Annotated in this window: 24 protein-coding genes and 1 pseudogene; 6 read left to right on the top strand and 19 right to left on the bottom strand. The window is 65.0% G+C overall.

Annotated features, from left to right (window positions below; all coding sequences use genetic code 11):
* Nucleotides 1-56 precede the first annotated feature (56 nt).
* The 5 genes from FJV83_RS24750 to FJV83_RS24730 form a co-directional block, all read right to left on the bottom strand.
* Entirely contained in the window at nucleotides 57-995 is a 939-nt protein-coding gene (locus tag FJV83_RS24750) for an ABC transporter substrate-binding protein (RefSeq protein WP_032931897.1), read from the bottom strand.
* An 80-nt stretch (nucleotides 996-1,075) separates the two neighbouring features.
* Entirely contained in the window at nucleotides 1,076-2,068 is a 993-nt protein-coding gene (locus FJV83_RS24745; protein WP_142885659.1) for a ribose ABC transporter permease, read from the bottom strand.
* Nucleotides 2,065-3,609: a sugar ABC transporter ATP-binding protein gene (locus FJV83_RS24740; RefSeq protein WP_142885660.1), complete on the bottom strand. Its 1,545-nt coding sequence runs from the start codon at nucleotides 3,607-3,609 to the stop codon at nucleotides 2,065-2,067. The genes FJV83_RS24745 and FJV83_RS24740 overlap by 4 nt, the downstream gene beginning before the upstream one ends.
* Nucleotides 3,606-4,985: a carbohydrate kinase gene (locus FJV83_RS24735; protein WP_142885661.1), complete on the bottom strand. Its 1,380-nt coding sequence runs from the start codon at nucleotides 4,983-4,985 to the stop codon at nucleotides 3,606-3,608. The genes FJV83_RS24740 and FJV83_RS24735 overlap by 4 nt, the downstream gene beginning before the upstream one ends.
* Nucleotides 4,982-5,764 carry a DeoR/GlpR family DNA-binding transcription regulator gene (locus FJV83_RS24730; protein WP_095772216.1) on the bottom strand — a complete coding sequence of 261 codons (783 nt, stop codon included), beginning with the start codon at nucleotides 5,762-5,764 and terminating at the stop codon, nucleotides 4,982-4,984. The genes FJV83_RS24735 and FJV83_RS24730 overlap by 4 nt, the downstream gene beginning before the upstream one ends.
* A gap of 182 nt (nucleotides 5,765-5,946) precedes the next feature.
* On the opposite strand from FJV83_RS24730, the gene FJV83_RS24725 reads away from it, so the two are divergent.
* Genes FJV83_RS24725 through FJV83_RS24715 form a run of 3 tightly spaced genes read left to right on the top strand, consistent with a single transcriptional unit; the run spans nucleotide 5,947 to nucleotide 9,128 of the window.
* Nucleotides 5,947-6,990 carry a class II aldolase/adducin family protein gene (locus FJV83_RS24725; protein ID WP_142885662.1) on the top strand — a complete coding sequence of 348 codons (1,044 nt, stop codon included), beginning with the start codon at nucleotides 5,947-5,949 and terminating at the stop codon, nucleotides 6,988-6,990.
* Nucleotides 6,991-7,005: 15 nt separating this feature from the next.
* Nucleotides 7,006-8,280 carry an FGGY-family carbohydrate kinase gene (locus FJV83_RS24720; RefSeq protein ID WP_142885663.1) on the top strand — a complete coding sequence of 425 codons (1,275 nt, stop codon included), beginning with the start codon at nucleotides 7,006-7,008 and terminating at the stop codon, nucleotides 8,278-8,280.
* Nucleotides 8,277-9,128, top strand: a complete 852-nt coding sequence (locus FJV83_RS24715) for a TIGR01459 family HAD-type hydrolase (RefSeq protein WP_142885664.1) — start codon at nucleotides 8,277-8,279, stop codon at nucleotides 9,126-9,128. Before FJV83_RS24720 ends, FJV83_RS24715 begins: the two co-directional genes overlap by 4 nt.
* On the opposite strand, the gene FJV83_RS24710 is transcribed toward FJV83_RS24715, so the two are convergent.
* The gene (locus FJV83_RS24710; RefSeq protein ID WP_095772212.1) at nucleotides 9,115-10,140 is read right to left on the bottom strand and encodes a sugar-binding transcriptional regulator; all 1,026 of its coding nucleotides are present in this window, start codon (nucleotides 10,138-10,140) and stop codon (nucleotides 9,115-9,117) included. The two genes, FJV83_RS24715 and FJV83_RS24710, sit on opposite strands and share 14 nt — an antisense overlap.
* A 155-nt stretch (nucleotides 10,141-10,295) precedes the next feature.
* Between FJV83_RS24710 and FJV83_RS24705 the strand changes: the two genes are divergently transcribed.
* Nucleotides 10,296-11,090 carry a hypothetical protein gene (locus FJV83_RS24705; protein WP_095787926.1) on the top strand — a complete coding sequence of 265 codons (795 nt, stop codon included), beginning with the start codon at nucleotides 10,296-10,298 and terminating at the stop codon, nucleotides 11,088-11,090.
* A 124-nt stretch (nucleotides 11,091-11,214) separates the two neighbouring features.
* On the opposite strand, the gene ptsP is transcribed toward FJV83_RS24705, so the two are convergent.
* The 5 genes from ptsP to FJV83_RS24680 are packed head-to-tail and all read right to left on the bottom strand — an operon-like array spanning nucleotide 11,215 to nucleotide 15,944.
* A complete protein-coding gene (gene ptsP, locus FJV83_RS24700; RefSeq protein ID WP_142885665.1) occupies nucleotides 11,215-13,209 on the bottom strand; it encodes a phosphoenolpyruvate--protein phosphotransferase in 1,995 nt (664 codons plus the stop codon).
* Nucleotides 13,210-13,265: 56 nt separating this feature from the next.
* The gene (locus FJV83_RS24695) at nucleotides 13,266-13,646 is read right to left on the bottom strand and encodes a PTS glucitol/sorbitol transporter subunit IIA (protein WP_095787928.1); all 381 of its coding nucleotides are present in this window, start codon (nucleotides 13,644-13,646) and stop codon (nucleotides 13,266-13,268) included.
* A gap of 26 nt (nucleotides 13,647-13,672) precedes the next feature.
* Nucleotides 13,673-14,677 (bottom strand): PTS glucitol/sorbitol transporter subunit IIB, encoded by a 1,005-nt coding sequence (locus FJV83_RS24690; protein WP_010911816.1) that lies wholly within the window; start codon nucleotides 14,675-14,677, stop codon nucleotides 13,673-13,675.
* A gap of 16 nt (nucleotides 14,678-14,693) precedes the next feature.
* Entirely contained in the window at nucleotides 14,694-15,455 is a 762-nt protein-coding gene (locus FJV83_RS24685; RefSeq protein WP_095772208.1) for a PTS glucitol/sorbitol transporter subunit IIC, read from the bottom strand.
* A 51-nt stretch (nucleotides 15,456-15,506) separates the two neighbouring features.
* The gene (locus FJV83_RS24680) at nucleotides 15,507-15,944 is read right to left on the bottom strand and encodes a transcriptional regulator GutM (RefSeq protein ID WP_095787930.1); all 438 of its coding nucleotides are present in this window, start codon (nucleotides 15,942-15,944) and stop codon (nucleotides 15,507-15,509) included.
* Nucleotides 15,945-16,135: 191 nt separating this feature from the next.
* On the opposite strand from FJV83_RS24680, the gene FJV83_RS24675 reads away from it, so the two are divergent.
* On the top strand, nucleotides 16,136-16,777 hold the full coding sequence (locus FJV83_RS24675) for a hypothetical protein (protein ID WP_095772359.1): 642 nt from the start codon (nucleotides 16,136-16,138) through the stop codon (nucleotides 16,775-16,777).
* A 105-nt stretch (nucleotides 16,778-16,882) separates the two neighbouring features.
* Nucleotides 16,883-17,557, top strand: a complete 675-nt coding sequence (locus FJV83_RS24670) for an HAD family phosphatase (protein WP_142885666.1) — start codon at nucleotides 16,883-16,885, stop codon at nucleotides 17,555-17,557.
* 1 nt (nucleotide 17,558) lies between these two features.
* Here the strand turns inward: FJV83_RS24670 and FJV83_RS24665 are convergent, their stop codons facing one another.
* From FJV83_RS24665 to FJV83_RS24630, 8 genes and pseudogenes are all read right to left on the bottom strand, one after another.
* Complete coding sequence (locus FJV83_RS24665; protein WP_142885667.1) at nucleotides 17,559-18,611, bottom strand: DUF930 domain-containing protein; 1,053 nt, start codon at nucleotides 18,609-18,611, stop codon at nucleotides 17,559-17,561.
* 281 nt (nucleotides 18,612-18,892) lie between these two features.
* Nucleotides 18,893-20,110, bottom strand: a complete 1,218-nt coding sequence (locus FJV83_RS24655; RefSeq protein ID WP_142885668.1) for a DUF930 domain-containing protein — start codon at nucleotides 20,108-20,110, stop codon at nucleotides 18,893-18,895.
* A 106-nt stretch (nucleotides 20,111-20,216) separates the two neighbouring features.
* Nucleotides 20,217-20,477 (bottom strand): hypothetical protein, encoded by a 261-nt coding sequence (locus tag FJV83_RS24650; protein ID WP_246691914.1) that lies wholly within the window; start codon nucleotides 20,475-20,477, stop codon nucleotides 20,217-20,219.
* A 100-nt stretch (nucleotides 20,478-20,577) separates the two neighbouring features.
* Nucleotides 20,578-20,797, bottom strand: a pseudogene (locus FJV83_RS36535) (MBL fold metallo-hydrolase); the annotation flags it as partial.
* A complete protein-coding gene (locus tag FJV83_RS24645) occupies nucleotides 20,797-21,873 on the bottom strand; it encodes an ABC transporter ATP-binding protein (RefSeq protein WP_095772203.1) in 1,077 nt (358 codons plus the stop codon). The gene FJV83_RS24645 and the pseudogene FJV83_RS36535, both read right to left, overlap by 1 nt.
* Nucleotides 21,861-23,564: an iron ABC transporter permease gene (locus tag FJV83_RS24640; protein ID WP_142885669.1), complete on the bottom strand. Its 1,704-nt coding sequence runs from the start codon at nucleotides 23,562-23,564 to the stop codon at nucleotides 21,861-21,863. Before FJV83_RS24640 ends, FJV83_RS24645 begins: the two co-directional genes overlap by 13 nt.
* A 59-nt stretch (nucleotides 23,565-23,623) precedes the next feature.
* The gene (locus FJV83_RS24635; RefSeq protein WP_142885670.1) at nucleotides 23,624-24,610 is read right to left on the bottom strand and encodes an ABC transporter substrate-binding protein; all 987 of its coding nucleotides are present in this window, start codon (nucleotides 24,608-24,610) and stop codon (nucleotides 23,624-23,626) included.
* A gap of 210 nt (nucleotides 24,611-24,820) precedes the next feature.
* A complete protein-coding gene (locus tag FJV83_RS24630; RefSeq protein WP_142885671.1) occupies nucleotides 24,821-26,188 on the bottom strand; it encodes a pyruvate dehydrogenase complex dihydrolipoamide acetyltransferase in 1,368 nt (455 codons plus the stop codon).
* Between the last annotated feature and the right edge of the window lie 3 nt (nucleotides 26,189-26,191).

Here is a 26,191-nt window from a genome sequence, read left to right as displayed (position 1 = left end):
TCGCGGTGATGAACAAAGGCGCGGCCGGACAAGTCCGGCCGCGCTTGTTGGAGTGATCAGCGGGCCGCGGTCCAGCCCTTGTAGTCCTTCAGGTTCTCGGCTGTGATCAGCTTCGGATCGAGAAGCACTGTGGCCTCAGCCGGCTTCTTGCCGGCAAGCAGCTCGGCCGCCATCGTCAGCGACTGGCCGGCCATCACATAGGGATCCTGCGAGGCCGAGGCCTTGATCATCGAGGAGCCGGACGAGAGCTCCTTTTCGATATCGGGCGCGCCGTCGACCGCGGTGAAGATGAATTCCGAGCGGTTGAGCTGCTTGGCGGCAAGCTGGGCGCCGATCGCCGTCGGATCGTTGATGGCGAACACCGCGTCGATCTTGTCGAAGCGGGTGAGCAGCGACTGGAACACTTTCAGGCCGCCGTCGCGCGAACCTTCGGCGTTCTGGTCGTCGGACAGGATCTTGATGTCGGCATGCTGCGAGAGCACGTTCTTGCAGCCCTTTACCCGCTCCAGGATCGACGACGATGCCGGACCGTTGAGGATGACGTAGTCGCCCTTGCCGCCGGTATGATCGACCAGGTACTGGCAGGCTTCCTCGCCGGCCTTGACGTTGTTGGTCATCACGGTGACGTCGGCGCCCGGCGCCGAAACGTCGAAGGCGGCGACGATGATGCCGGCGGCCTGTGCCTTCTTCACCGCCGGCGCGATCGCCTTGGCGTCCACCGCGTTGAGCATGATCACGTCGACGCCCGCGGCGATGAAGGAATCGACCTGCGAGACCTGCTTGTTGAGATCATAGTCGGCCGATACCGACGTCACCTCGACCTTCGGGTTGATCTTCTTGGCCGCGTCCTCGATGCCCTTGATGGTGGCGACGAAGAAGGGGTTGCCGAGCAGGCCGACCGAGATGCCGACCTTGTTGAGGTCCTTGGCCGATGCCGGCGCGATGGCGACGGCCGCGAACGCGGCGCCGCAGAGCAGTTTGGCGATGGTCTTCATTACGCTTACTTCCTCCTGATGCACCGAGCCTCTCACGGTGCGTTACACAAGCCGGTCTTTGATGCCGGCGACCAGGTCACTCACGTTCTCGCCCCTGCCTGGAGCCGGTAGCGGTCGAGGGCGACCGCCACGATGATGACCAATCCCTTGATGATGTACTGCCAGATGTCCGAGACACCGGCCAAGATGAGCCCGTTGGAGAGCACCGCGATGATCAGGCCACCGATCAGCGTGCCCCAGATCGAGCCGACGCCGCCGACGAAGCTGGTGCCGCCAAGGATGACGGCGGCGATGGCGTCGAGCTCGTAGGACTGGCCGAGCTGCAGGCCGTTGGCGGCGTAAAGCCTTGCCGCCGACATGGCGCCACCGAGCCCGGCGAGCAGGCCGGACACGCCGTAGACGAAGAGCAGCACCAGCGGCACCTTGATGCCGGTCAGCCGCGCCGCCTCGGCATTGCCGCCGACGGCATAGATCCAGGTGCCGAGCACGGTGCGCTTGAGCACCAGCCAGGACAGCACGACGACCGACAGCGCGATGACGACCAGCCAGGGAATGCCGAACAGCGAGCCATTGCCGATGAAGTCGAAAGGCAGGTCCGAGTTGAACACCGTCGTGTCCTGCCCGAGCAGGCGGGCGATGCCGCGCACGGCCGTCAGCGAACCCAGCGTGACGATGAACGGCGGCAGCCTGATATAGGCGACGAGCAGCCCGTTCACGAGCCCGAAGCCGAGGCCGACGAGGATGGCCGCCGGCACGCCGAGCAGACCCCAGTCGGGCGCCAACGACACCAGCACCGCCACCATCGCCGACGCGGCGAGGATGGAGCCGACCGACAGGTCGATGCCGCCGGTCAGGATGACGAAGGTCATGCCGGCGGCAAGCACGATGTTGATCGACGATTGCTGCGTGACGATGAGCAGATTGGTCTCGGTGAGGAAGCGGGGATTGATGAACTGGAAGCCGGCCGCCAGCAGCACCAGCACCGGCAGCATGCCGAGCGCCGCGAAGGTTGTGCGCAGCCGCCGGCTCCTGACCGCCGCCTGATCCACGCTCGTCGTCGTTCTGTCGGTCATTCCTGGGCCGCTCCCGTCGCAAGTTCCATGATCGCCTCCTGGCGCAGCGGCTCGCCTCCGGATGCCGTCACCTCGCCTGCTATGGAGCCGTCGCGCATCACCAGCACGCGGTCGGCGACGCCGATCACCTCGGGCAATTCGCTGGAGATCATCAGGATGGCGATGCCCCGGTTGGCGAGGTTGTCGATCAGCCGGTAGATTTCCGACTTGGCGCCGACATCGACGCCGCGCGTTGGCTCGTCAAGGATGACGACCTTCGGCTCGGTCTCAAGCAGCCGGGCGAGCAGCACTTTCTGCTGGTTGCCGCCCGACAGCGAGCCGGCATTGGCCTGCGCCGAACGGGTGCGGATCGACAGGTCCGCGATGGCTTTCGCCGCGCGCCTGTCGGCGGCGCCGAAGTCGCGCAATCCGCCGGTCCGCGCGTCCCTGGCCAGCACGCCCATGCTGATGTTGTCGGAAATCGACATGTCGAGGAACAGGCCGAGTTCCTTGCGGTCCTCGGTCAGGTAGGCGATGCCGGCGTCGAGCGCTTCGCGCGGCGAGCCGATTGAGATCGGTTTGCCGTCGAGTTCCAGCGTGCCGGCGCTGCGCCTGTCGGCGCCGAAGATCAGCCGGGCGAGCTCGGTGCGGCCGGAGCCGACAAGACCTGCCAGAGCCAGCACCTCGCCCTTGTGCAGGTCGAACGAGCAGTTCTTCAGCAGACGTCCGTCGGACATGCCGCGCACCGAGAGTGCGATGGCGCGCTTCGCGTCCGGCGGACGATGATCCTTCTTGTAAAAGGCGGAGAGATCGCGGCCGACCATCATCGACACCAGCCGCGAGGCGTTGAGGTCGGCGCGCTCCAGTGTGCCGACATAGCCGCTGTCGCGCAGCACGCTGACACGGTCGGCGAGCTGGTAGACCTCTTCCATGCGATGGCTGATGTAGATGATGGCGATGCCATGCGCCTTCAGCGTCGCGATCACCTCGAACAGGCTGTCGGTCTCGCGCGACGTCAGCGACGTCGTCGGCTCGTCCATGACGATGATGCGCGCATTGGTCGACAGCGCGCGGGCGATCTCGACCAGCTGGCGCTCGCCGAGCGACAGGCTGGAGACCAGCGCACGCGCCGAGAAGGAGACGCCGAGCCGCGCGATGATTTCGTTCGCCCGCCGGTTGCACTGATCGCGGTCGACAATGCCGAAGCGCCGCGGCTCGTTGCCGAGGAAGATGTTCTGCGCCACCGTCAGATTGGGCGCCAGAGACAGCTCCTGATAGATCACCGCGATGCCAGCGGCGCGAGCCTTGATCGGATCGCCGGTCGCGGCGGGCACGCCATCGATCAGGATCTCGCCGCCGGCATCCGGCCGATAGGCGCCCGACAGCACCTTCATCAGCGTCGACTTGCCGGCGCCGTTCTCACCCATCAGGGCATGCAGCTCGCCGGCATGGACGGTGAGCGAAACATCCTGCAAGGCGCGGATCGCGCCGAAGGTCTTGGAGATGTGCCGCATCTCCAGCACCGGATGGCCGCTTGCCCGCTTTTGTGCCGCCGCGCTCATCGTGCACCACCCGCCGCCTTGATGGCGTCGCCCCGCCCGCCAACGCGATCGCGCCAGGCGTCGCGATAGCCGGCAAGGCCGGCGAAGCGTGCCGCATGCACCGGCTCCGGCGCCTCGGCGGCGAAGTCGCGTCCGACGCCCTCGAAGGCAAGTGCTGCCGCGCCCGTGGCGCTGCCCTCCAGCGTGGCGCCCTGCAGGAAGGCCTGGCCGGGACGCAGCTCAGCCAACACTCCGCCAAGCAGGCCGCCAGCGTTCAGCCCGCCATCGACGATGACGGTGTCTTGAGAATGGATGAGGTCAAGGCAGAGATCGACCATCAGCGCCACATAGAGCAGCGCCGCCGCGGCGCGTTCTGCGGCATCGGGCGTGCGCCCGACCAGGCGGCCGGGATGGTCCGGCATCGGCCCCCCCGGCGCGAAGCTCGGCAGCGCCATGATGCCGGCATCGATCGCTTGCTGGATCGAGCCATGCGGGATCGCGCCTTGCCAGTCGCCGCTGATGGCGGCGAATTCGCGCCCGCCCATGAAGCGGATGGTCGGCACCGGGCCGCCGTCGACATCGACATTGACCAGCATGTCGCGGTCACGGTCGAGAACGTCCAGCGGGCAGTCGGGATTGAGCACGACGACCCAGGTGCCGGTCGACACCACGGTCAGCGGGCCAAGCTCCTGGCGGCGATAGGCATGGAGCGCCGCATTCGAGTCGTGGACGCCATTGTGGATGGCCATTGGCCGTGCCGCTCGGCCAAGACGCCGCTCGCCGATGACCGCGCCGGCGCGCGCGAAGGCCGGCATCTGGCGGCGCCAGCCCTCGGCATCGACCAATGAGGAAAAGTCCCGTTTGCGCGGCGCCCACAAATGCGAATGGCAACCGAGATAGGACACCTCCGAGACCGGCCTGCCACCGAGGCGCCAGCTCCAGTACTGGGGGTAGCCGAGGATCGATTTCGCCGCCGCGAACGCATCGGCATCGACGTCCTGCAGCCACAGCATGTGACGGCCATAGTTGAAGCCGAGCGGCAGGCGGGGCGAGAATGTCTCGGCAAAATCCGGAATGCGGCGATCGATCCGGGCAGCGATTTCGGCCGGCGGCTCCTGTTCGTAGTCGAGGATCGGATGCGTCAGCGCCGCGTCGTCCACAAGGGCGAAGGTGCAGCCATGGCCCGATACCATCACCCCTTCCACGCCATGGTTCTCGACCGCGTCCGTGACGGCAGCGAGCGCCCAGTCATGGAGGGCGGCCTCGTCGAGCACGCTGAAGCCGTCCTGGCGCATCCATTTCGGTTGGGTCCGGCGCTCGTCGAGGATGCGTCCATCCTGGCCGAAGACGAACAGCTTCGAATTGGTCTTGCCAAAATCGAGCACCGCCACTTTCACGGGACGGCTCCCGTGGTGGACGCGATCCGCACCATGACGCCGGCATCCTCCAGCATGCGCGCATCGGCATCCGAAAGACCGTCATCGGTGATCAGCGTGCCGATGCGCGACAGCGGCAGAGCGACATTGCGCGCGTGGATCGACAGTTTTCGGCTGTCGGCCAGCACCACGATCTGGTCCGCGCACAGGCTGAGATCGACAATGGAGCGCACCAGCAGTGGATGCGATTCCAGCACGCCTTCCTGGTTGAGGCCTTGCGCGCCGAGAAAGAATTTCGACGCGTAGAAGGGCGTCGCCTGGACCGACGAATGGATGATGCCGGGTTCGCGATGCAGCTCGCCGCCGGCAACGGTCAGGCTGCAATGGCCATGGTCGCTCAGATAGGCCGCGAGCGGCATCGAATTGGTGTAGAGGCGGATGTTGCGCTCGGCGAGCTTGACGCCGAGATGGAAGCAGGTCGAGCCGCCATGGACGATGACCGCGTCGCCGTCGCGCACCATGGTCGCCGCGATGGCCGCGATCTGCCGCTTGGCCTCGACTGCGAGGTCACGGTTCTCGTCATAGGGCCGGGCATAGGCAACACCCGCATGCGATGCGCCGTCGAGCGCGGAAATCCCGCCATAGACCTTGCGCGCCTCGCCGGCCTCGTCGATCCGGTCGATGTCGCGCCTGACCGTCGCCGCCGAAACGCCAAGCCGCTCCTGCAGCTCGCGCACCGAGGCGAACGGGCGGTCCCGCAGCAGTTCGACGATCTGACGCTGGCGGCCGGAGTCGCTCAACTCTTTTCCTCCCAATGCCATTTTCCACGGCAATTGGTGTAACTTACTCAACATTAGTCAGATTGCAAGCTGGTTTTGATGATAGTAGATCACTGTTGACGTAAGTCGCTCGCATCTGCGATATCAGCGCCAACACCCGGTCCCGGCGGCGGATCCCGGGCAAGCGTTGAAGGAAAGGCGCCATGGCAACCCAAGCTGACGCGCAGGAACTGGCGGCCTTGCGGACGCTTTCAGCCCGTATCGGGCTCAACCCGCATATGACCCAGGCGGCGGGCGGCAACACGTCGCTCAAGGCCGGCGACACGCTGTGGATCAAGGCCTCCGGCACCTGGCTGAAGGATGCGCTCAGCGACGACATCATGGTTCCGGTGGCGATGGCGCCGCTGCTCAAGGCGGTCGAAGAGCGCGATCCCGCCGCCGACAAGCCGCAGGCCTTCGCCATCGACGAACTCAATCCGCGCGGCCTGCGCCCCTCGATCGAAACCACGGTGCATGCCTTGATGCCGCAACGCGTGGTTCTGCATGTCCACTGCGTCGACACGATTTCGCTTGCCGTGCAGGCCGACGGCGAGGCCGAGGTCGCCAGGCGGCTCGGCGGCGTCGAATGTGCCTATGTGCCCTATTGCCGGCCGGGTCTGCCGCTCGCCCGCGGCATTGCCGAGAAACTGCGGCCTGGTGTCGATGTGCTGATCCTTGGCAATCATGGGTTGGTCGTCGCCGCGCAAACCGTGGCCGAGGCGGAGCGGCTGCTCCATCGCGTCCGCTCGCTGTTGGCACGGCCGGCGCGCGCGACCGCCGCGGCCGACATCGCGGCCCTGACAGCGCTTGCCGCCGACAGCGTCTATCGATTGCCGGTGGATCTGGAAGCCCACGCAGTTGCGCTCGATGCGCAAAGCCGCCGCATGGCGGAGGCCGGCAGCCTCTATCCCGACCATGTCATCTTCCTCGGCCAAGGTTCGGTGGTGGCCAAGCCAGGCGAGAACGCGGCTAGCGTCGCCGCGCGACTCGGCACGGCCCCTGTGGCGATCCTGTTTCCCGGCGCCGGCGTGCTGATGCGCGGCGACGCCAGTGCTGGCGCCGACGCCATGCAGCGCTGCCTCGCCGACGTGACGGCTCGCGTCGATGTCGCGGCGCGGTTGAATTATCTCACCGCTGCCGAGAACGACGAACTGGTCAATTGGGACGCCGAGCAGTATCGCCAGAAGCTCAATGCCACAGGCAGCTAGCAAAGGACTGAAGACATGATGCCTCTTGTCATCGGCATCGACATCGGCACATCGGGCGCGCGCGCCGTCGCCATGCGTCCGGATTTTTCCATTGCCGGCCAGTCGGCGGTCCGGCTCGACAAATTCGGCCAAAATCCCCGCTCCCCCGCGGCATGGTGGCAAGCGGTCCGGGCGGCTCTGACAGACCTGCTTTCGGGCATCGACCGCACTGCTGTCCGCGCCATCGCCGTCGACGGCACGTCGGGCACGCTGCTGCCCGTCGACGCCGCCGGGCAACCGCTGGCCGAGCCGCTGATGTACAACGACAAGGTCGACGACGCCGGCATCCTGGCAGCCATCGCCCGCGAGGCGCCTGAGGCGAGCGCCGCGCACGGCGCGACTTCAGGCCTGGCCAAGGCGTTACGGTTCCAGCATCTGCCCGGCATCGCGGCCGTGCTGCACCAGGCCGACTGGATCGCCGCAAACTTCTCCGGCCGCTACGACGTCAGTGACGAGAACAATGCGCTGAAGACGGGCTTTGATGTCGAGGCGCGCCGCTGGCCGGACTGGATCGCATCCACCGGCATGCGCATGGACTTGCTGCCTCATGTGGTCGAGCCGGGCGATGTCACCGGCACGTTCACCGTGGCCGCGGCGGAACTGTTCGGCCTGCCGCGCGATGTGGTCGTGGTCGCCGGCACGACGGATGGCTGTGCCTCGTTCCTGGCGACGGGCGCCACGACGGCCGGCGACGGCGTCACGGCGCTGGGATCCTCGCTCACCATCAAGATCCTGTCCGGCCGGCCGATCTCGGCACCGCGCTTCGGCATCTACAGCCATCGCCTTGGCGACACCTGGCTGGCCGGCGGCGCGTCGAATTCCGGCGGCAAGGTGCTGGCCCAGCATTTTCCGCTGGCGCGGATCATCGAACTCAGCGCGGCAATCGATCCTACGACGCAAACCGGTCTCGACTACTATCCGCTTGGTACGACGGGTGAACGATTTCCGATCGCCGATCCCACTTTGCCGCCGCGTCTTTCGCCGCGACCAGCTGATGATGCCGACTATCTCAAGGCGATGTTCGAGGGCATGGCGGCGATCGAGGCGCTCGGCTACCGCAGGCTGGCCGAGCTCGGCGCGCCGGCGCTGACCTCGGTCAGGAGCGTCGGCGGCGGCGCCGCAAATCCGGCCTGGACCGCGATTCGGCGACGCAAGCTCGGCGTCGATTTCCTGCCCGCACTTTCCGACGAGGCGGCCGCCGGCACGGCGCGGCTGGCGCTAAAGGCTGCAAGCAAGGCAGGACGGGCATGAGCGCGAAAGCAATCGAACGCCTCGACGGTATCGGGCCGCTGGCCGAGCGCTACCAGGTGTTCCTGCTCGACCAGTTCGGCGTGCTGCATGACGGCCAGGCTTCTTATCCAGGCGCGGTAGAGGCATTGTCGGCGCTGAAGCGCGCCAGCAAGACGGTGGTGCTGATCTCCAATTCCGGCAAACGCGCCAAGCCCAATGAGGACCGCTTGCTGAAGCTCGGCTTCGCCGCCGGCAGTTGGGACCATTTTGTCTCCTCCGGCGAGGTGGCGTGGCGATCCTTCAACGAGATGGCGGCATCGGGAAAGCTGCGTCGGGGGACAAAATGCCTGCTAATCAGCCGCGACAACGACCGCACGGCGGTCGAGGGCCTGCCCTTTGTGCTGACCGAGGCCGGCGAGGACGCCGACCTGGTACTGATTTCGGCCAGCGAGGGCGACCGCCACGACCTCGACCATTATCGCCGGCTGCTCGCCCCGGCGGCGGCGCGACAGGTGCCGTGCTTCTGCACCAACCCCGACAGGATCATGCTGACGGCGGTCGGACCGCGCTTCGGCGCCGGCGAGATCGCCGACCTCTACGAAAGCCTGGGCGGCAGCGTCACCCGCATCGGCAAGCCCTATCCGGCGATCTTCGACGCGGCCCTGGCGCTGGCCGGCGAACCTGACCGCGGCAGCGTGGTCTGCATCGGCGACAGCGTCGAGCATGACATAGCTGGCGGCAATGGCGCCGGCGTCGCCACGGCGCTGGTGCTCGGCGGCATTTTGGCGGACACGCCGGACCTTGCCGCCGTTTTCGACGAGCAACAGGCCTGGCCCGACTACATCACGGCATCCTTCAGCTTGCGCTGACCGCCTCGAGCATGCGCTTGGCGCTTTCCTCGTCGGTGATCAGGATCGTCGGCGCAATCAGGTTCATCGCGCCGAGCAGCGCCTCGGTCTTCTCCTCGCCGCCGGAGGTGAGGATGCGGATTGGCGCCGCGCGCAGACGGTCGACTTCCACCGACATCACATGGCTGTTGACGGGATGGTCGACCAGATCGCCGTTGCGGTCGAAGAAATGGAACAGAAGGTCGCCGACAGCGCCACGCTCGAGCAGGGCCTCGCGGTCCGCTTCCCTGAGAAAACCGCCGCGAGAGAAGGTGGTGGCCGAGGCGATGCCGCCGACGCTCAGCAGAACCGCATCGAGCACGTTGGCCATCTCAAAGACCTCCTGCAGGCCGCAGCGCTCGACCAGCGCGATCTTGGTCTCGACGCTGTCGACAACGGCCGGCGTCGGGATCAGATAGCCGTCGCCCTGGAAGATCTGGGCGAAGCGCCAGGCGAACTCGGCCGGGTTGTAGCGTCGCACGACGCCGACGCCGCCCAGCAGCGAAATGACCTTGAAATCGGAGAGCGACTTGGCGCTGATGAAGGGCAGGCTGGAGAACAGCGTCCGGCCCCAGCCGACGCCGACGCGCATGCCGGATTTCATCGTGTCGGACAGGAAAGCCCCGGTCTTGGCGCTGATTGCGGGGATCGGATCGGCATTGGGCGCGGTGAGCGGGGCGACCAGCGCCTGCTGCAGGCCGAAGGTCCGCTCCAGAGCGCGCTCCAGCCGTACGATCTCCGACAATTCGCTCTCGATGGTGATCTTCACTTCGTTGCGCGAGCGGGCCTCGGCAAGCATGCGCACGATGGTGACGCGGCCGACGCCAAGCACGTCGGCGATTTCGTTCTGCGTCATCTGCTCGACGAAATACATCCAGGCGGCGCGAATCCTGAGGCGGTCCGTCCGGCTTTCACCAGCGACCTGCTCGGTCGTCTCCGCTCCTGTCCGCCCTTCTTCGGCCCGCCCTTCTTCGGTTTGTCGTCGCCTGGCCAATCATCCCTCCCCCGCGGCGACGGACGAGCGCGCCGTCGCCGATTCTGCATGCTGGTCTAGTATCGCCTATTGATCTACCAATCGATAGGAACAATGTAGAGTCGGTGGCTGGCCCTGGCCGGCCGTCCTGCAAGGCACTTTCGAGGCAGACCGCGATGCTCCGACAAATCTCCGAAGACGTCCGCGTCAATTTGAAGGACCGGTTGCGGGAGGTCCGCGACATCATCCGGCAAAGCCGCCATGACGGCACCGGTGACGCCAGCGTGCTGCACGAAGCGACCAGCCATCTGCCGCCGTTTCCGGGCAAAGGCATCGAAGGCCTGCTCAGCCATGCCGCAAGCGCCGTCGACGAGGCGCTGTCGATCGCCGAATCCTTTGTTCCGCACGAGCGCCCGATCAAGGTGGACGGCACGACCGTGAAAGGCCTCGGCACCTATTTTCCGGCCGGAAACGAAGAGCGGCAGTTGAGCGCCGAGCGCCTGTTCCGGCGCGACATGTACTATTTGACGAAGGCGGTGCTCGCCGAGCTGAAGATCGACAACGCCCGCATCCACGAAGCCGATTTCGCCGCCGCGCATGCCACGATGCGCAAGCGCCATGGTGATTTCCTGTCCGCGTTGACCGCGCCGGGCTCCGGGCTGCAGGCAATCGCGGCCACTTGTGCGGCGTTGCTGGTCGAGTTGCTCAGCCAGCGTCCGGTGCACTTTGGCGAAGCCGCGCCGGGAATCGCCGGGGAGCGCGCGCTCGACATAAGCTGCCTGGCGCCTGTGGTTCTGGCCTGCGGCTTGGCGACAACCGGCCGTGACGGCGCGCCTGAACCCGACATGCTGGAGATCGCGATCCTGGCTGCCGATATCCGTCACGATCGCATCGTACAGGCCTGCGCCAAGGCAAGCCCGGTCGATGAACTGACGCCAGTCTTCGCCACCTTGCTTGCGCATTTGCCGTAAGCTCCAGCAGCGCTTCGGAAATCCAGAGCGTCTCACCGTTTCATGGAAACGGCGAACCGCTCTAACTCTTTGTTTTGACGCAATTCCCAAGGGAAAGCGCTACGCGCTTTCCCGGGAAAACCGCTCACACTTTTCCTGGAATGGCGGCTGCCATGGCCGTGATCGTCTTCTTGGCGCGCTGGATGGAGGCCGGGCTCATCGAAAGCTCGGTCAGACCCATTTCGATGAAGGCCGGGATCAGATCCGGGCGTCCGGCCGCCTCACCACACATGCCCACCATGATGCCGGCGGCGACGCCGGCTTTGGCCGTCAGCTCGATCGCCGACATGACCGCCGGATTGGTGACGTCGTTGAGCCTGGCGACCGTCGGGTTGAGCCGGTCGGCGGCCATGATGTATTGGGTCAGGTCATTGGTGCCGATCGAGAAGAAGGCCACTTCCCTGGCCAGCGCCAGCGCGATCAGCACGGCCGCCGGGGTTTCGATCATCACGCCGAGATCGAATGTCGCATAAGGCACGCCTTCGGCCTTGAGTTCGGCGGCGCATTCATCGACCAGTGCGCGGGTGCGCGTGACTTCGGAAATATCGGACACCATCGGCAGCATCACCTTGATGTTGCCGTGCACGGCGGCCCGCAGCAGCGCCCTAAGCTGGCGCTTGAAGATATCGGGCCGGTCAAGACACATGCGGATGCCGCGCCAGCCGAGAAAGGGGTTCTCCTCGTCGGGAAACTCGATGCCGGCGATCGGCTTGTCGCCGCCGATGTCGAGCGTGCGCACGATGACCGGATAGGGCGCGAAGGCCTTGGCCAGCGCTGCATAGGTCTCGGCCTGCATGTCCTCCGAGGGAAGATGCATATGACGCATGAACAGGAGTTCGGTGCGGAACAGGCCGACGCCCATGGCGCCCGCCTCCTGCGCCGCCTCGATCTCCTCGAGCGACCCGATATTGGCCGCGACCTCGATCACCTTGCCGTCGGGGCGTTTCGGCGTCACTGTCTTGAAGGCGGTCAGGCCGGCGCGTTCCTTCGCCGCCGCTTCGACGCGGCCGGCATAGTCTGCGCGCGTCGCCGCGTCCGGGTCGATGATCACGTGGCCGGTGTTGCCGTCGAGCGCCACGTCGCGCGCGGTGCGCAAGGCATTGACCTGGTCGCCAAGGCCCAGCACCGCCGGAATGCCGTGCGAGCGCGCGATGATGGCGATGTGCGAGGTGGCGCCGCCATGGCCGCAAATAACCCCGCCAATGCGCTTCAGCGGCGCCCGCGCCAGATCCCAGGCGCCGATGTCGTCGGCGATCAGAATGGCGCCTTCGGGAATGCTTTCGAGGCTGACGTCGTCCTGGCCCAGCAACACCAGGCAGATCTGCCGTCCGACGGCGTGGACATCGTCGGCCCGCGCATTGAGGTAGTGATCGTCGACCGCGCTGAAATCGGCGGCGATCGTGGAGGCTGCGGTGATGACGGCAGACACCGCGTCGTTGCCGCCCCTGATCGCCTTTTCGGCCTCGCCGGTCAGGCTGTCGTCGGCGGCGATATCCCTGAGTGCCGCGACGATGCCGCGGTCTGCGGCAGACAAGCTGTCGTGCGCCAAGGTCCGGTCCATGCGCGCCTGGACGGCGGCGACGGCGGCACGGAACCTGTCAATCTCGCCGGCGATCTCTTCCGCCTGCAGCATGCGGCCCTGTCCGGCGATCTCGGGCGGGAAATGCGCGAAGGCCGGCCCGACGGCGACGCCCTCGCTTGCCGCGACCCCGCGCAGGCCGTTCGCTTGGCCTGTTGCAGCCGGCACGGATTGGGGTGCTGACAAGGATGCCGCCTGGCCGGCATCATTCGCCGGGCGCTGCGGCTCGACTTCGTCGTCGAGACCCGCCTTGGGATTCTCGAGATAGCCGATCAGCGCTTCGATCGCCTCGATGGCGTCGGCGCCGTTCGCCCGCACGGTAACTTCCTGGTTTTCCTTGACCGCCAGCAGCATCAGCTTGACGGAGCTCTTGGCGCTGACCGCCTTGCCGTCCTTGACCAGCTCGACATCGGATTCGAAGCCCTTGGCGAGCTTGACGAACCGCGTGGCGGGACGGGCGTGCAAACCTTCATGCACTCTGACGATGGTCGAGCGTTCCATGGCAAATACTCTGCTTTTTTAAGCGCCAAAACCAGATGGGTCGCGGCGCGAATGCTTCAGGCGGCGATGGTGATGATCGCGTCCGTTTTCAGTGCGGACACGAGCGCCTGGGCATCGACCTGCGATGCGCAGATCTCGCCCGGCCTCTCGGCCTCGGTGGCGCCGTTGAACGAGATGACGACGTGGCCCATCTCGAGCACCTTGCTCCACGCGCTGGAGCCGACGGCGGTTATGACCGCGGAAACCGGACCAAGGGTGATCGAAGCGCCCTTTTGCGGCGCACCGTCGCTCGGTCCGACCTCCGTCTTGTGGAGCACCGAAACCTCGGCAAGCTCCGGCGGCGAGCCATCCGCAAACAGGATGACCACGCCCCCTTCGGCAAGATCCGCCACTTCGGGCCCGATGGAAGTGACCCGTGTTCTCAGCAGAACCGTCATGTGGCGAACCTCATTCTCTTATGTCCTTAGAATACGATCAGGCTGACGACCCATGCGATCAGCACGGATACGGGGCCCATGATCTGGCGGCTGATGAGCACCGCCGGCACACCGATTTCAATCGTCTTCGGCTTGGCTTCACCGAGCGCCAGCCCGACGGGGACGAAGTCGCAGCCCACCTGGGTATTGTAGGCAAACAGCGCCGGCAGAGCCATCGCCGGCGAAATCGTGCCGTTGGCGATCTGCGGGCCGATGATGGCCACGCCGATGACCTGCGCGATGACGGCGCCCGGCCCGAGGATGGGAGACAGGAACGGCAGGCCGCAAATGGCCGAGATGATCAGCAGGCCGACGATGTTGTTGGCCAGCGGTCCCATCGGCTGGGCGAGCACGTCACCGATGCCGGTGTAGAGGATCAGGCCGATGAGCATGGTCACGAAGGCCATGAACGGCAGCACGTTGCGCACCACCTGGTCGATCGTGCGGCGGCCGGCATTGAAGAAGATGCCGACCACCCGGCCCATGACGCGTCCGATCGAGCTGATCAGGCCGATCAGACCGCCTTCGCTCGGCAGCGGCTGTGGCGCCGCCGCTGCTGTGTTATTGCCTGAACTCATCGATGCTGCTCCCCCCGCAGTGGTGACCGCCTCGGATCCGTCCGCCATTGTGACGTTGGCCGGCTTCACGCCCGAAACGTAGATGTCCTCGGTGATGAACTGGGCGAGCGGCCCAGCCTGGCCGACCGGCGTCAGATTGACGGTCGGGATGCGCTTGCGCGGATAGACGCCGCAGCGTGCGGTGCCGCCGCAATCGACGACGACCACTGCCATCTCACCTTCGATCGGCGGCGCCTTGAAGCCGTCGACCGCCGTGGCGCCGGTCATGTCGGCGATGAGTTGGGCGACGGGATGGATGCCGCCGCCGGTGACGGAGACGACCTTGTCGCGCTGCGCGGTCGGCTCGATGACGAGCGGGCCGCCCCAGCCTGTGTTGCCCCGGGAGATCTTTACGGCTTTGAATGTCCTGTCCATGATGTCCTCCCCGCCCTTACAGCTCGACGCCCTGGCGGCGTGCCATGATGGTGGTGATGCGCTCGGTGAGCATGCCCTTGAGCAGGATGACGACGAGGCCGACAATGGCGTACCAGATCGCCACCTTGACGTGGTAACCGGCGACGACAACGCCCTTCTTCTCAAGCTCGAGCAGAGCCACGAGAATGCCGCCCCAGACGAAATATTCGCCCGGATTGATGTGCGGGAACAGGCCAAGCGGCGGATGCACGTAGGACACGGCCGCGTCATAGAAGGCCGGCTTGTGCTTTTCTTCCAGGAACGATCCGAACGTATAGGCCATCGGGTTGGTGAGGAAGAACACAGCCAGCAGCGGCAGCAGCGTATACCGGGTCAAGGCAATCCTGCCGGCGCCGCGCGCCAGGCCATGCACGCGCTCTTCGCCGACCAGTTCGGTGACGGCGTAGAAGGCGGTCATCAGCACCACCAGCGTCGGAATGATGCCGGTGACGAAGCCGGCGAACACTTCGCCGCCCTTCTGGAAGATGCCGATGAAGTACTTGCCGATGGCGGTCAGCCAGCCGAGCTGCTCTTCCTGCTGGACTTCCTTCAGCTTTTCCTTGAACTGATCGACGGTTATGGGTCCGCTGTCCGCTTGTGCCAGGACAACGAGATGGTCGGAAGCATGCTCGACGGCGAGCTTGCCATGCAATGCGGCATCCGAGACCATGGTACCTGCGACATGCAGATTGTGCACGGCCATGTCGGCATGCTGCGCCAACAACGAAAATACAGACATTTCTCCTCCTTATGCCGCCCGCCGGTTATCCCAGTCGGTGCGCGGCGTCCTCTAAGCCCTTGCTACGTTCAAGCCGGCCAGGCCCGGCTTCTTCCCCGGCTCCGACCGTGTTTTGTCGATCTGTTCGATCGCCCGTTTCACGGCCTCGGCCACACCGGGTTCCCCCTCCCCCATGATCGCAGGGTTGGACCGGAGTCGATCGAGGGGAACACCCTCGAATTCTTCATGTCTTTTGAACTTGGTGAAGACGGACCGGCCGCTCATCACCATCAGGCGGCGCACGATCAGGTCGGGCGTCACCACGACGAGCGCGATGGTGCCCTTGGCCAGCCGACCGCGAAAATTGCCGGCTCCGACGAAGCCGTCCTTGTACTGGTCGGTGACGCCCCGGAAGACATCCGAATAGTGCCGCATCTGCAGCCAGACGCCGAGCGACTGCAGCGCCCACACAATAACCAGCAGAAGCAGTCCCCACTGCCAAATCGCCATTCGGTTCTCCTCCCGAAGCCTCCGTTGAACCGCACCTTGGACCGGCACGCGACAACATCAAAGTGAGAACATTTGTTTCCGCGAATGTCAATATGTAAGATATTAGTCTCCGCTACGCCATCCACAGAGCCGTCTGCCGATTTCGGCGGCGGCATGGCTGTGCTAGCCTGTCGTCAAACGGGATGCATCAAATGGAACTGCCCTTCAGGGATGAACTGGCCCTTATGCCCGACCTGCGCCACCGGCTGCGGCAGCTGCGCTGGTTTCGCGCCACTTTCCGCGGCAGCGCCAAGGTGGTCTCGGAGACGTTCGGCGTGCGTTTCGAGATCGACGAGGCGAAGCTGACGCGGGCCTTTCTCGACTGGGTCGAGATCATGGAAGCGCAGAAGCGCTTCGCCGCGATCGACCGCGCCGATTTCATCGTCTTTGCCGCCGGCCTCGTGCTGCGCGAGCTGATCAAACAGGCGCCGGCAAGGGAGATCTCCGGCCTCGCGCAACTCATTGAAACGGATCAGAATGCCGGCACGCTGGACATCATCCGCTTCTGGCCGGAAGGCTTCCTCTACACCAACTACTGCGTCTCCGTGATTTCGGCGATCTATGAGCAGGAGTTCGGCAACGCGCCCAGCATCGACAAATGCGCCGACGATCTGCGCACCTGGTGGTCCTATCGCGAGAATGTGACCGAGATGCCGGCCTATGCGGTGGCGTTCCTCGACCGCTTCCTCGGTGCGGAGCCGAACTGGATCACGCCCGACCGCGCACAATCCCGGCAAGCCATGCAACGGGCGCTCGGATCCGGCCGCGCAAGCGATGCGCTGCGCCAGCTTTGACTGCCCGCCGTTGCAGCCCCAAAACGCGCTGAAGACATCGCACTATTGAACATTTGACTTTTTGCCGATAGCGATGTGCGAAATTTGACGTGAGGAGACAAGCGCGTGGCGCGACCAAGGCCTATCATCTTCGATTGCGACGGTGTTCTCGTCGACAGCGAGCCGCTGGCCGCCAGGGCCTACGAACGCGTCTATGAAAAGCACGGCATGCCGGGCGTCCATGGCGGCATCATCGCCCAATGCGTCGGCATGAAGCAGTCCGACATCATCGCCAGGATCAGGGAATTGACCGGCCATCAGTTTCCCGCTGCCGCCGACGGCGACATCTGGGCCGAGACCAAGATCCTGTTTACCGAGGAATTGAAACCGACCCCGGGGATCGCGGCGTTTCTGGAGACGCTCGAGGGCGAACGCTGCGTCGCCTCGTCGTCCTCCGTCGAGCGCATCAACCACAGCCTGGCCGTCACCGGGCTGGCGCCGTTCTTCGGCGAGGCGATCTACAGCTCCTCCATGGTCAAGAACGGCAAGCCGGCGCCCGACATCTTCCTGTTCGCCGCCGCCAGGATGGGCGCCGATCCGGCCGACTGCATCGTCATCGAGGATTCGCCCTTCGGCATCCAGGGCGCGGTTGCCGCCGGCATGACGGCGATCGGCTACACCGGCGGCGGCCACACCTATGCCGAGCACGCCGCGCGGCTGAAGGCGGCCGGTGCCGATTTCGTCTGCGCGGACTGGCAAGAAATTAGCCGGCAATTATCCGGGCTCGGCGTGCCGGCCTGATCTAGTAGGGGCTGGGTAATCTAAGACCGCCCCAGTCGCTGGGCGGGATTGGTACCCCCACGCGGAAGTTGAAGGACAGGACCCTCGTCGCATCGGTGTCGACCTCGCACCGAAAGCCCAGATGGTACCATGTGGTTGTCGTGCTGAAAGCGACATCCGGGGCGTCCAGAATATTGCCCACCTTCAGCGGAAGAGATGGTACCCATTTGGGAAAATAGGAAGCATCCAGCAACTCCTGCTGCAACGCGCTGGCGCAGAGTTTGGCCACACGCTGACCGCGAGGCACCCCGCCCATCGAGGTCGTGGCCAGCGCATCGCCGGTGGCGCCCTGCGAGTAGAGCCTGCGAACACCCGGAAGGCCCGAATCGTTGCGAGATGCAGACTTCGAGGCCTTCGAGGGGCTGGGCTTCGGCGCATTTGCGGGTTTGGGCTTTGGTGCTTCGGCTGATGTGGGAAGCTCGATCTCGCCGCCGCTATCGGCAGCCAAAGGCGCTGGTGCCCCGCCCTGTTGCTTGGCGTCGTCGAGCGCCGCCTGCTTGTCTGGCTCCTGTTTAGCTGCCTGTTGTTTATCCATCTCCGCGCTTGAAGCTGCCTGCCCCTCGGCGTCTGCCGGCGTGACAGGTTGGCTGTCTGCAGGCTTCGGCCCGACAGGCGGCTTCGGATCGCCATCCTTGGCCGGCGACGGCGAGCTGTCTTGGGCGCTGGTCCCGTCCAGCGATTTCCTCGGGCCGGTATCCTTGTCGCCGAACTGAAAGACAGGCCTCAGGACCTCGCCTGGCGGCGGCTTCTCGGACGGAAGTTGTTTTTCAATTTTCTGCTCAGGCGGCTTTTCAACCTTCGGTTCCGGTGGCTTTGGCGCAGGCGGAACAGGTTTCGGCTTTGGCTGATCGGGCGGAGGCACGATCGCGACATTGACTGGCTGCTCCTCGCGCGGCGGTTGGAGAGGCACGGGCAGGCCATACACAAGGAGCGCCGCAGCAAGCACGTGCAGGATCAGCGATGCGGGAATGCCCCACAACAGATACCGGCGCCGTTCTCGTGCCTCGTCCTTCATCCTGACCGATGTGGAATGAAATAGCGGCGGCTTCAAGCATAAGCACTGGATTTGCGCATATGGCCGCGACAGGTTGTCGATTTGATCACCACACCCAGGGCGGCCCAGCCAAGTCGCCCGGGCGGCTCAATGCGCCGCCGCCGGCATGACGGCGATCGGCTATACCGGCGGCGGCCACACCTGTGCCGGGCACACCGCGCGGCTGACGGCGGCCGGTGCCGATTTCGTCTGCGCGGACTGGCAAGAATTAGCCGGCAATTGTCCGGGCTCGGCGTGCCGGCCTAATTCAGCGGATACTTGGTGAATCCACGGCTAGCCCATTCGCCAGGCGGGACCAATGACCCCACACGAAAGTTGAAGGATAGGACCCTCGTCGCATCGGGATCGACTTCACATCGGAAATTTAGATTGTACCAGGTGTTTCTGGTGCTGAAGGCCGCTTGGCTAGGGTTGAGAACATTGCCTTTGTCCAGCGTAATGGTTGGCACCCATTTGACCAAATAGTCGGCGCTTTGCAGTTCCTGGCTCAGAACATTGCCGCAAAGGGTGGCCACGCGCTGACCGCGCGGCACATTCTCCATGGAGCTTGTGGCGAAGGCATTGCCGGTTGCTCCCTGCGAGTAAAGCTTTCTGACACCCGGAAGGCCGGAATAGATTGGCGATCCTGCAACATCGTCATTGGCGGGATTTGACCTTCCAGCATTCCCGATCGGCGCTTTGAAGGCCCTTGCGGGTTTGAACGTCAACGTCTTGGCCGGTTTGGGCTTTGCCTTTCCGGTTGAGGCTGGAGGCGCTGGCTTGCTACGAGTCTCGGCCGCCAATGGCTTTGGTGTCACAACCGCTTGCTTTTCGGCGGGCTGCGGTGCGACCCCATGTTTGTCCGGCTGCTGTTTGTCAGCGTCCTCGGTCGCCTGCTTCTCCTCGTTTTGCGCGGGATTGGCGTCCGGCGAGGCGGCCTCCTGCTTTTCCTCGCCTTGCGCGGGCTTTTCGTCCGGCGCGGCGGTAGCCGGCTTCTCGCCAGGCTTGCTGGGCTCTGCCTTCTGCTGCGGCGTTGCAGCCGGGGCGGGCTGGGTCGGCGCGGGTGTCGGTGTTATAGGCGGCTTCGCCGCCTCATCCTTGTCCGGTGACGGCGTGTTGGGTTTGGCGCTGCTTCCGTCGAGCGATTTCTCCGGCCCCGTATCTTTCTGGCCGTACTGGAAAACGCGCTTCAGAACATGGTCGTCTGGCGGTTTCGGGGGCTCCGGAGGCGGCTTTTGTTCAGGCGGCTTTTCAGCCTTGTTTTCGGGTTTCGGCTCCGGTGGCTTTGGAGCAGGTTTCGGCTTAGGCTTCTCGGGCGGCGGCACAATCGCGACATTGACGGGCTGTTCCTGCTGTTCCGGCTGCTGCTCGGATCTCGGCACGCCAAAGAACAAGAACGCTGCGATCAAGGCATGCAGGATCAGCGATGCGGCCATGGCCCATCGCCAATTGCGAAACCACTCTCGTATCTTGCCGTTCATTGCGCCCGATGTGGAATGAAATAGCGGCGGCTTCAAGCACAGGCATCGGATCGGCGCGGTTTAGCCGCTGACAGCTTGGTGATCGGGACGGTCGGACATAGGAAGCTCAGTCCAGAATCCCGCCCACAAACCGTTCGTCCAGCCGCGTTTCGCCAAACCAGTTCAGCCTGTTGATGCTGACGAAGCCGGTATCGATCGCCTCGTTCTCGTCGCCCGGCTCACTGGCCTGAGCGCGCCCGCGCGGCACCGTGATGACGGTACGATCGCCTTCGCTTTCCACGATCTCGGCCGTGCGGCCGATCTTGTCACGGCCGATGCGCGGCTGCCGGATTTCCGCCGGCAGCGCGGTCGGCAGGTTCACGCTCAACCAATGGCCTTCTGTCGCCCAGTTGGCGCGATTGCCACAATGACGCGATCAGCGCGCCAAGCCATGGGTCGTCGCCGTCGGTGAACTCAGGATTCTTCACGCGCGACAACAGCCAGCTCAGCGCACCGACATGATCCTCGTGGGCGTGCGAGACGAAGAGCGTCTATGTCGTCGACCGGACCGTCGAGCGCCGGATAATATTCCGCGCCGGAGGCGCCGACCTTGATGCCTATATCGAGCAGGATGCCGTCGCCGCCGCTGCCGACGGCAAGGCTGGTGCGGCCCTTTTCCCCGAAGCCGCCAAGCAGGTCCAGCATCATCACGAACCGGGCCCCGCCGGGATCAGCCAGCCGGATCTTATGCGCAGCCGTGCCTGGGCTCCGCTCCCGAGCGCAACCGGGTCTGGCTGCTCGAAATGCAAAGTGAGGTCGGGCGCCGCGGCGGGCGCGAATTCGATGCGCGCACCGCCACCCTGGTAGATCACCCGTTTGACGAGACCGTCAAAGCCTGGCCCATCCGGCGAGACGTCGAGATCGGCCGACCGGCAGCAGATCTTAGCACCCGCACGCGGCCGTTCGCCGGGGCGGCAGCGGACCACCAGCTCGGTTCCCAGGACCCTGACCTTGCAATGGCCGCCGTCTTCGCCCGTCAGGACATCCGCCGGCAGCAGGATGCCTTGCGAGATGAAAGACGCCACCATCTCATTTGCCGGCTCATGATAGAGCTCGCGCGGCGTCGCCAGCTGTGCCAGGCGGCCATGATCCATCACGGCGATGCGATCGGCCAGCGCCATCGCCTCGGCCTGATCGTGGGTGATGTAGACGATGGTCGTACCGGTGCGCTTGTGAAAAGCGGCGAACTCATCCTCCATCGAGGCCCTCAGATGCACGTCGAGATTGGCGAGCGGCTCGTCGAACAGCACCAGCGACGGTGCGGCGACGAGACAGCGCGCCAGCGCCACGCGCTGGCGCTGGCCGCCGGAAAGATTGGCCGGCCTGCGCTCGCCCAGTCCCTGCAAATTGACCAGAGCCAGCGCGTCTTCCACCTTCTGGCGCGCCACCGCCTTGTCGAGCTTCGCCACCTTCAGCGAATAGCCGATATTCTCGGCCACCGTCATGTGCGGCCACAGCGCATAGTTCTGGAAGACGATGCCGACGCGCCGCTTTTCCGGCGCGACGCTGCCGACGCTGCTCGACACGACATCGCTGCCGATGCGGATTTCGCCCGAGCTCACTTTCTCGAATCCGGCGACGAGCCTGAGCAACGTCGTCTTGCCGCAGCCGGAAGGTCCGAGCACGGCGAGGAACTCGCCGTCGGCAACGTCGATCGAGACGTCCTTCACGGCGTCGAAGTTGGCGAAGCTCTTGGTCACATGGTCCAGGCTCAGTCGCGCCATGGCAACACTCCGCTGGGAAGGTAAGGGGCAAGCAGATTGGTCACCAGCATCAGCACGAAGGTGACCGCGACCGTGATGACCGACATCGCCGCCGCATAGTTGGAATCGCCGCCCTGTTCGAAGGAAAACATCACCACGCCGATCGTCTCCGAGCCTGACGACCACAGCAGCGCCGAGACGGTGAGTTCGCTGAGCGCCGTCATGAAGATCAGCAGACCACCGGCGATCGCCGCCGGCGCGACCAGTGGAAAGATGATGGTGCGCATGCGCGTGAACAGGCCGGCGCCCGCCACCTGCGCGGCCTCCTCCAGCGCCCGGTCGATCTGGTGATAGCCGCTGATGGTCGGCCGCAGCGCCAGCACCAGGAAGCGGGCGAGGTAGGCGTAGAGGATGATCCAGACCGTGTTGTAGAGTTGGATGCCGGTCAGTGGGATCGGCCTGAGGAAGAGCAGCAGCGAGGCGATCGCCAGCACCACGCCGGGCAAGGCATAGGGCAGTTCGACCGCCAGATTGAGCAGCCGCACCCAGCGCTGCTTGCCCCAGGCGATGAGATAGGCGACCGGCACGGCGACGATGACCGCGAAGAAGGCGGCGGCAACCGACAGCCAGAAACTGTTGAAGAAGGCGCGGTTGGCCGCATCATGCTCGAACAGCACGAAACGGTAATTGTCGAGCGTCGCCGTCTTGGCCGTGAGCGCGATGCCATAGCCCGGCACCAGCGAGGTCAGCACCAGCCCGAACAACGGCAGGAACAGCACCAGCACGATCAGCAGCCACAGGCCGGCCTGGACAATAGCCCGCCAGCGGCCGAGTTCGTAGGGTTCGGCCGGCAGCGATGTCGAAGAGATGCGGTAGTCGCGGCGGCGGCTCATCACCTCCTGGGCGAGAATCCCGGCCATGGCGATGACGCCGATCAGCACCGATAGGAACGCGGTCTCGCCGAGCATGCCCGGACCACCGCCGGCCAGCTTCTGATAGATAAGGGTCGGCAGCACCAGGTAGTTGGCGGGAATGCCGAGGAAAGCCGGAATGCCGAAATTGCCGACGCAGGACACGAAGGCCAATGCCGCCGCCGCCATGATCGACGGCGTCATCAGCGGCAGCACGATGGTGACCAGCACCGTGAACCAGTCGGCGCCACCGGCGCGTGCCGCCTCCACCAGTTCGCGCGGCAGCTTGCGCAGGCCGGCACGCACCAGCAGGAACACCAGCGGGCCATATTGGACGCCCAACAGCAGGATGATGCCTGACGTCGAGTAAAGCGGGTTTTTCGTGCCGAGCGGCGGCGCGGCTCCGAACAGCTTGAGGAATGGGCTTGCCGGGCCGAACAGCTGCAGCCAGGCCAGCGCCGTCACCTGCGGCGCGATCATCAGCGGCATGACGTAGCACAGCACCAGTGCGCTGCGGCCGCGTATGTCGGTCAACGAGACCAGCACCGCCACCAGCGTTCCCGACAGCACCGCAAGCAAGGTGCCGCCGATGCCGACGACCAGCGTATGCCATGTCGCGATCCAGGTCGCCGGGCTTCTCAGCCCGGCCGCAATGGCCACGGTCGACAGCGTGCCGCCAGGTGCCACGATCTCCCTGACCAAGCGCAGCATGGGCAGCAGCGAAAGCAGCACGATGACGACGGCTACCGCCGCCGTCAGGGCCATTTCCTGGCCCCGGCTTTCCCTGATGCGTGTTGGCATGGTTGTGTTTCCTGAGATCCGGGATGCCGCCGAAACGACATCCCGCCGCGATTGCCGGCTCAGCCGCCGAACAGTTCCTGGAACTTCGCCTTGTCGGCGTCGGTCTTGGCGACGATCGCCTTGGTGTCGAACGGCATCACCTTGACCTTGACGCCGTCCGGCAGCCATTCGGGACGGCCGACCGAGGCACGCGCCGGCAGATAGCCCATGGACAGCGCCAGCTTCTGGCCTTCATCCGACAGAATGAAGTCGACGAACTTCTTGGCGCCGTCGACATCCCTGGCGGTCTTCATGATGGCGACCGGTTCGGTCACCGCCGGCACGCCTTCGCTCGGGAACACGAACTCGACCGGCGAGCCCTTCTTCTTGGCGTTCATCGCCATGAAGTCGACGAGGATGCCATAGGGCTTCTCGCCTGATGCCACCGACTTCAGCACGGCACCGTTGCCGCGCACACTGACGGTGTTGTTGGTCTTAAGCTTCTGGAAGAAGTCCCAGCCATAGTTGCTATCGCCGGCAAAGCCGGAAAGCAGATAGGCGGCCGCACCCGAATAGAGCGGGCTCGGCATGACCAGGCCATCGGCATAGGCGGGTTTGGCGAGATCGGCCCAATGCTGCGGCTTTTCGGCAGCCGCGGTGTTGTAGACGATGCCGGTGGTGATCAGCTTGCTGCCGAAATAGGTCTTGTCGGCGTCATAGGCATCGGCTTCGATGCCATCGAGCTTGGCTTCGGGATAAGGCAGCAGCCGGTCGTCCTTCTTCAACAGCTCCATCGAGACCGCGTCGGCGATCAAAAGCACGTCGGGCTGCGGGCTGCCGGCGGCGAACTCGGCCGCCATCTTGGTGAGGATGTCGCTGGTCCCGGAACGATAGATGGTCACGTCGATGCCGGGCTGCGCCTTCTTGAAGGCGTCCACGGTCTTGGCCGCGTCGGCTTCCGGCTGCGATGTGTAGAGCGTCAGTGTTTCGGCGTTTGCCACGCCGGCAAACAAAGTTGCCGCGAGCGCCAGCTGGCTGGCCAGCAGCTTGATGAGTAGCGTCTTCATGAGACCTCCTGTCTTGTCTGTGCATGACCGGTCCGGCCCCTGGCCGGCTCCCCGTCTCTTCCTCCCTGCACGGCGCATATGACTGGTGGATGACAGTACGCAAGGGCAAACAGATCAGGCAACAGCCTGGCGCTGAATGCTCTCACGGCATGACGATACGGGCCCGCGGAACGGGCGTCCCACGAGCCTCAGGGCTGCTTTGACAGGCTTCTAGACCAGCATGCCCATCGGGTTCTCGATCAGCCGTTTGAAGGCGACCAGAAGTTCGGCGCCGAGCGCCCCGTCAACCGCGCGATGGTCGGTCGACAGCGTCACCGACATCACGGTGGCGATTTTGATCTCGCCATTCTTGACTACCGCCCGCTCCTCGCCGGCACCGACCGCCAGGATCGTCGCATGCGGCGGGTTGATGACAGCGGCAAAATCCTTGATGCCGAACATGCCGAGATTGGAGACGGCCGTCGTGCCGCCCTGATACTCTTCCGGCTTCAGTTTGCGGCTGCGGGCGCGGCTGGCCAGGTCCTTCATCTCGTTGGAGATGGTGGACAGCGTCTTTTCATCCGCATGCCGAATGATCGGCGTGATCAGGCCGCCGGGGATCGACACGGCGACGCCGACATCGGCATGCTTGTGCTTGACCATGGCGCTTTCGGTCCACGAGGCATTGGCATCCGGCACCGCCTTCAGCGCCATCGCCATCGCCTTGATGACCATGTCGTTGACCGACAGCTTGTAGGCCGGAGCCTCGCCCTTTTCGGTCTTCTTCATCGGGGCGGCGGCATTGATCTGCGTGCGCAAGGCCAGGAGCGCATCGAGTTCGCAGTCGAGCGTGAGGTAGAAATGCGGGATGGTGGACTTGGCCTCGACCAGGCGACGCGCAATGGTCTTGCGCATGTTGTCGTGCGGGACGAGTTCGTAGGAGCCGGGTTCAAACAACTTCAGCACCTGGTCGTCCGACATCGGCTTTGCTGACGGGACTGCTGCGATAGCAGCGGCGGGAGCCTCAGGGATCACCGCCTCCTTGAAGCCACCCTTGGCAATCGCCGCGTCAATGTCCGCCTTGACCACGCGGCCGTATGGGCCGGTGCCGATGATGCTTGCAAGAGCAAGTCCTGCCTCGCGAGCCAGACGTCGCGCAAGCGGTGTCGCGCGTGCGCCCGACGGCGATTGGCCAATCTCCTCCCTTGTGGGGGAGATGCCCGGCAGGGCAGAGGGGGGCGTGACCGAATGCGACGTTGGCGGGGTCCCTTCTGTCGGCTTCGCCGACATCTCCTCCACGGGTGGAGAGATTGGCCCTTTGTCCTGCTTTGCCGCAGTGACATCAGCCCCATAAGCCTCATCGTCGGCATAAATCCACGCAACCGGCGCGCCGACCGGAATGTCGATGCCTTCCTTGCCGGTGACGTCGCGCAGCACGCCGCTGGCCGGCGCGTCGATCTCCATCGCCGCCTTGTCGGTCTCGATCTCGAACAGCACATCGCCCTTCTTGACGCGCGCGCCTTCCTCGGCGAACCAGCGCGAGATCTGTCCGGTCGCCATGTCCATGTCGACCTTGGGAAGAATGACTTCGGTCGGCATGTC

The sequence above is a fragment of the Mesorhizobium sp. WSM4307 genome (assembly GCF_007003945.1).
Classification (GTDB): Bacteria; Pseudomonadota; Alphaproteobacteria; order Rhizobiales; family Rhizobiaceae; genus Mesorhizobium.
This window is presented reverse-complemented; position numbering and strand designations above follow the sequence as displayed.

What these genes read in the sequence shown, in the direction of transcription:
- FJV83_RS24750 (WP_032931897.1), bottom strand. Translation starts at nt 995, where the DNA reads ATGAAGACCATCGCCAAACTGCTCTGCGGCGCCGCGTTCGCGGCCGTC.
- FJV83_RS24745 (WP_142885659.1), bottom strand. Translation starts at nt 2,068, where the DNA reads ATGACCGACAGAACGACGACGAGCGTGGATCAGGCGGCGGTCAGGAGC.
- FJV83_RS24740 (WP_142885660.1), bottom strand. Translation starts at nt 3,609, where the DNA reads ATGAGCGCGGCGGCACAAAAGCGGGCAAGCGGCCATCCGGTGCTGGAG.
- FJV83_RS24725 (WP_142885662.1), top strand. Translation starts at nt 5,947, where the DNA reads ATGGCAACCCAAGCTGACGCGCAGGAACTGGCGGCCTTGCGGACGCTT.
- FJV83_RS24720 (WP_142885663.1), top strand. Translation starts at nt 7,006, where the DNA reads ATGATGCCTCTTGTCATCGGCATCGACATCGGCACATCGGGCGCGCGC.
- FJV83_RS24715 (WP_142885664.1), top strand. Translation starts at nt 8,277, where the DNA reads ATGAGCGCGAAAGCAATCGAACGCCTCGACGGTATCGGGCCGCTGGCC.
- FJV83_RS24705 (WP_095787926.1), top strand. Translation starts at nt 10,296, where the DNA reads ATGCTCCGACAAATCTCCGAAGACGTCCGCGTCAATTTGAAGGACCGG.
- ptsP (WP_142885665.1), bottom strand. Translation starts at nt 13,209, where the DNA reads ATGGAACGCTCGACCATCGTCAGAGTGCATGAAGGTTTGCACGCCCGT.
- FJV83_RS24695 (WP_095787928.1), bottom strand. Translation starts at nt 13,646, where the DNA reads ATGACGGTTCTGCTGAGAACACGGGTCACTTCCATCGGGCCCGAAGTG.
- FJV83_RS24690 (WP_010911816.1), bottom strand. Translation starts at nt 14,677, where the DNA reads ATGGACAGGACATTCAAAGCCGTAAAGATCTCCCGGGGCAACACAGGC.
- FJV83_RS24685 (WP_095772208.1), bottom strand. Translation starts at nt 15,455, where the DNA reads ATGTCTGTATTTTCGTTGTTGGCGCAGCATGCCGACATGGCCGTGCAC.
- FJV83_RS24680 (WP_095787930.1), bottom strand. Translation starts at nt 15,944, where the DNA reads ATGGCGATTTGGCAGTGGGGACTGCTTCTGCTGGTTATTGTGTGGGCG.
- FJV83_RS24675 (WP_095772359.1), top strand. Translation starts at nt 16,136, where the DNA reads ATGGAACTGCCCTTCAGGGATGAACTGGCCCTTATGCCCGACCTGCGC.
- FJV83_RS24665 (WP_142885667.1), bottom strand. Translation starts at nt 18,611, where the DNA reads ATGAAGGACGAGGCACGAGAACGGCGCCGGTATCTGTTGTGGGGCATT.
- FJV83_RS24655 (WP_142885668.1), bottom strand. Translation starts at nt 20,110, where the DNA reads ATGAACGGCAAGATACGAGAGTGGTTTCGCAATTGGCGATGGGCCATG.
- FJV83_RS24645 (WP_095772203.1), bottom strand. Translation starts at nt 21,873, where the DNA reads ATGGCGCGACTGAGCCTGGACCATGTGACCAAGAGCTTCGCCAACTTC.
- FJV83_RS24640 (WP_142885669.1), bottom strand. Translation starts at nt 23,564, where the DNA reads ATGCCAACACGCATCAGGGAAAGCCGGGGCCAGGAAATGGCCCTGACG.
- FJV83_RS24635 (WP_142885670.1), bottom strand. Translation starts at nt 24,610, where the DNA reads ATGAAGACGCTACTCATCAAGCTGCTGGCCAGCCAGCTGGCGCTCGCG.
- FJV83_RS24630 (WP_142885671.1), bottom strand. Translation starts at nt 26,188, where the DNA reads ATGCCGACCGAAGTCATTCTTCCCAAGGTCGACATGGACATGGCGACC.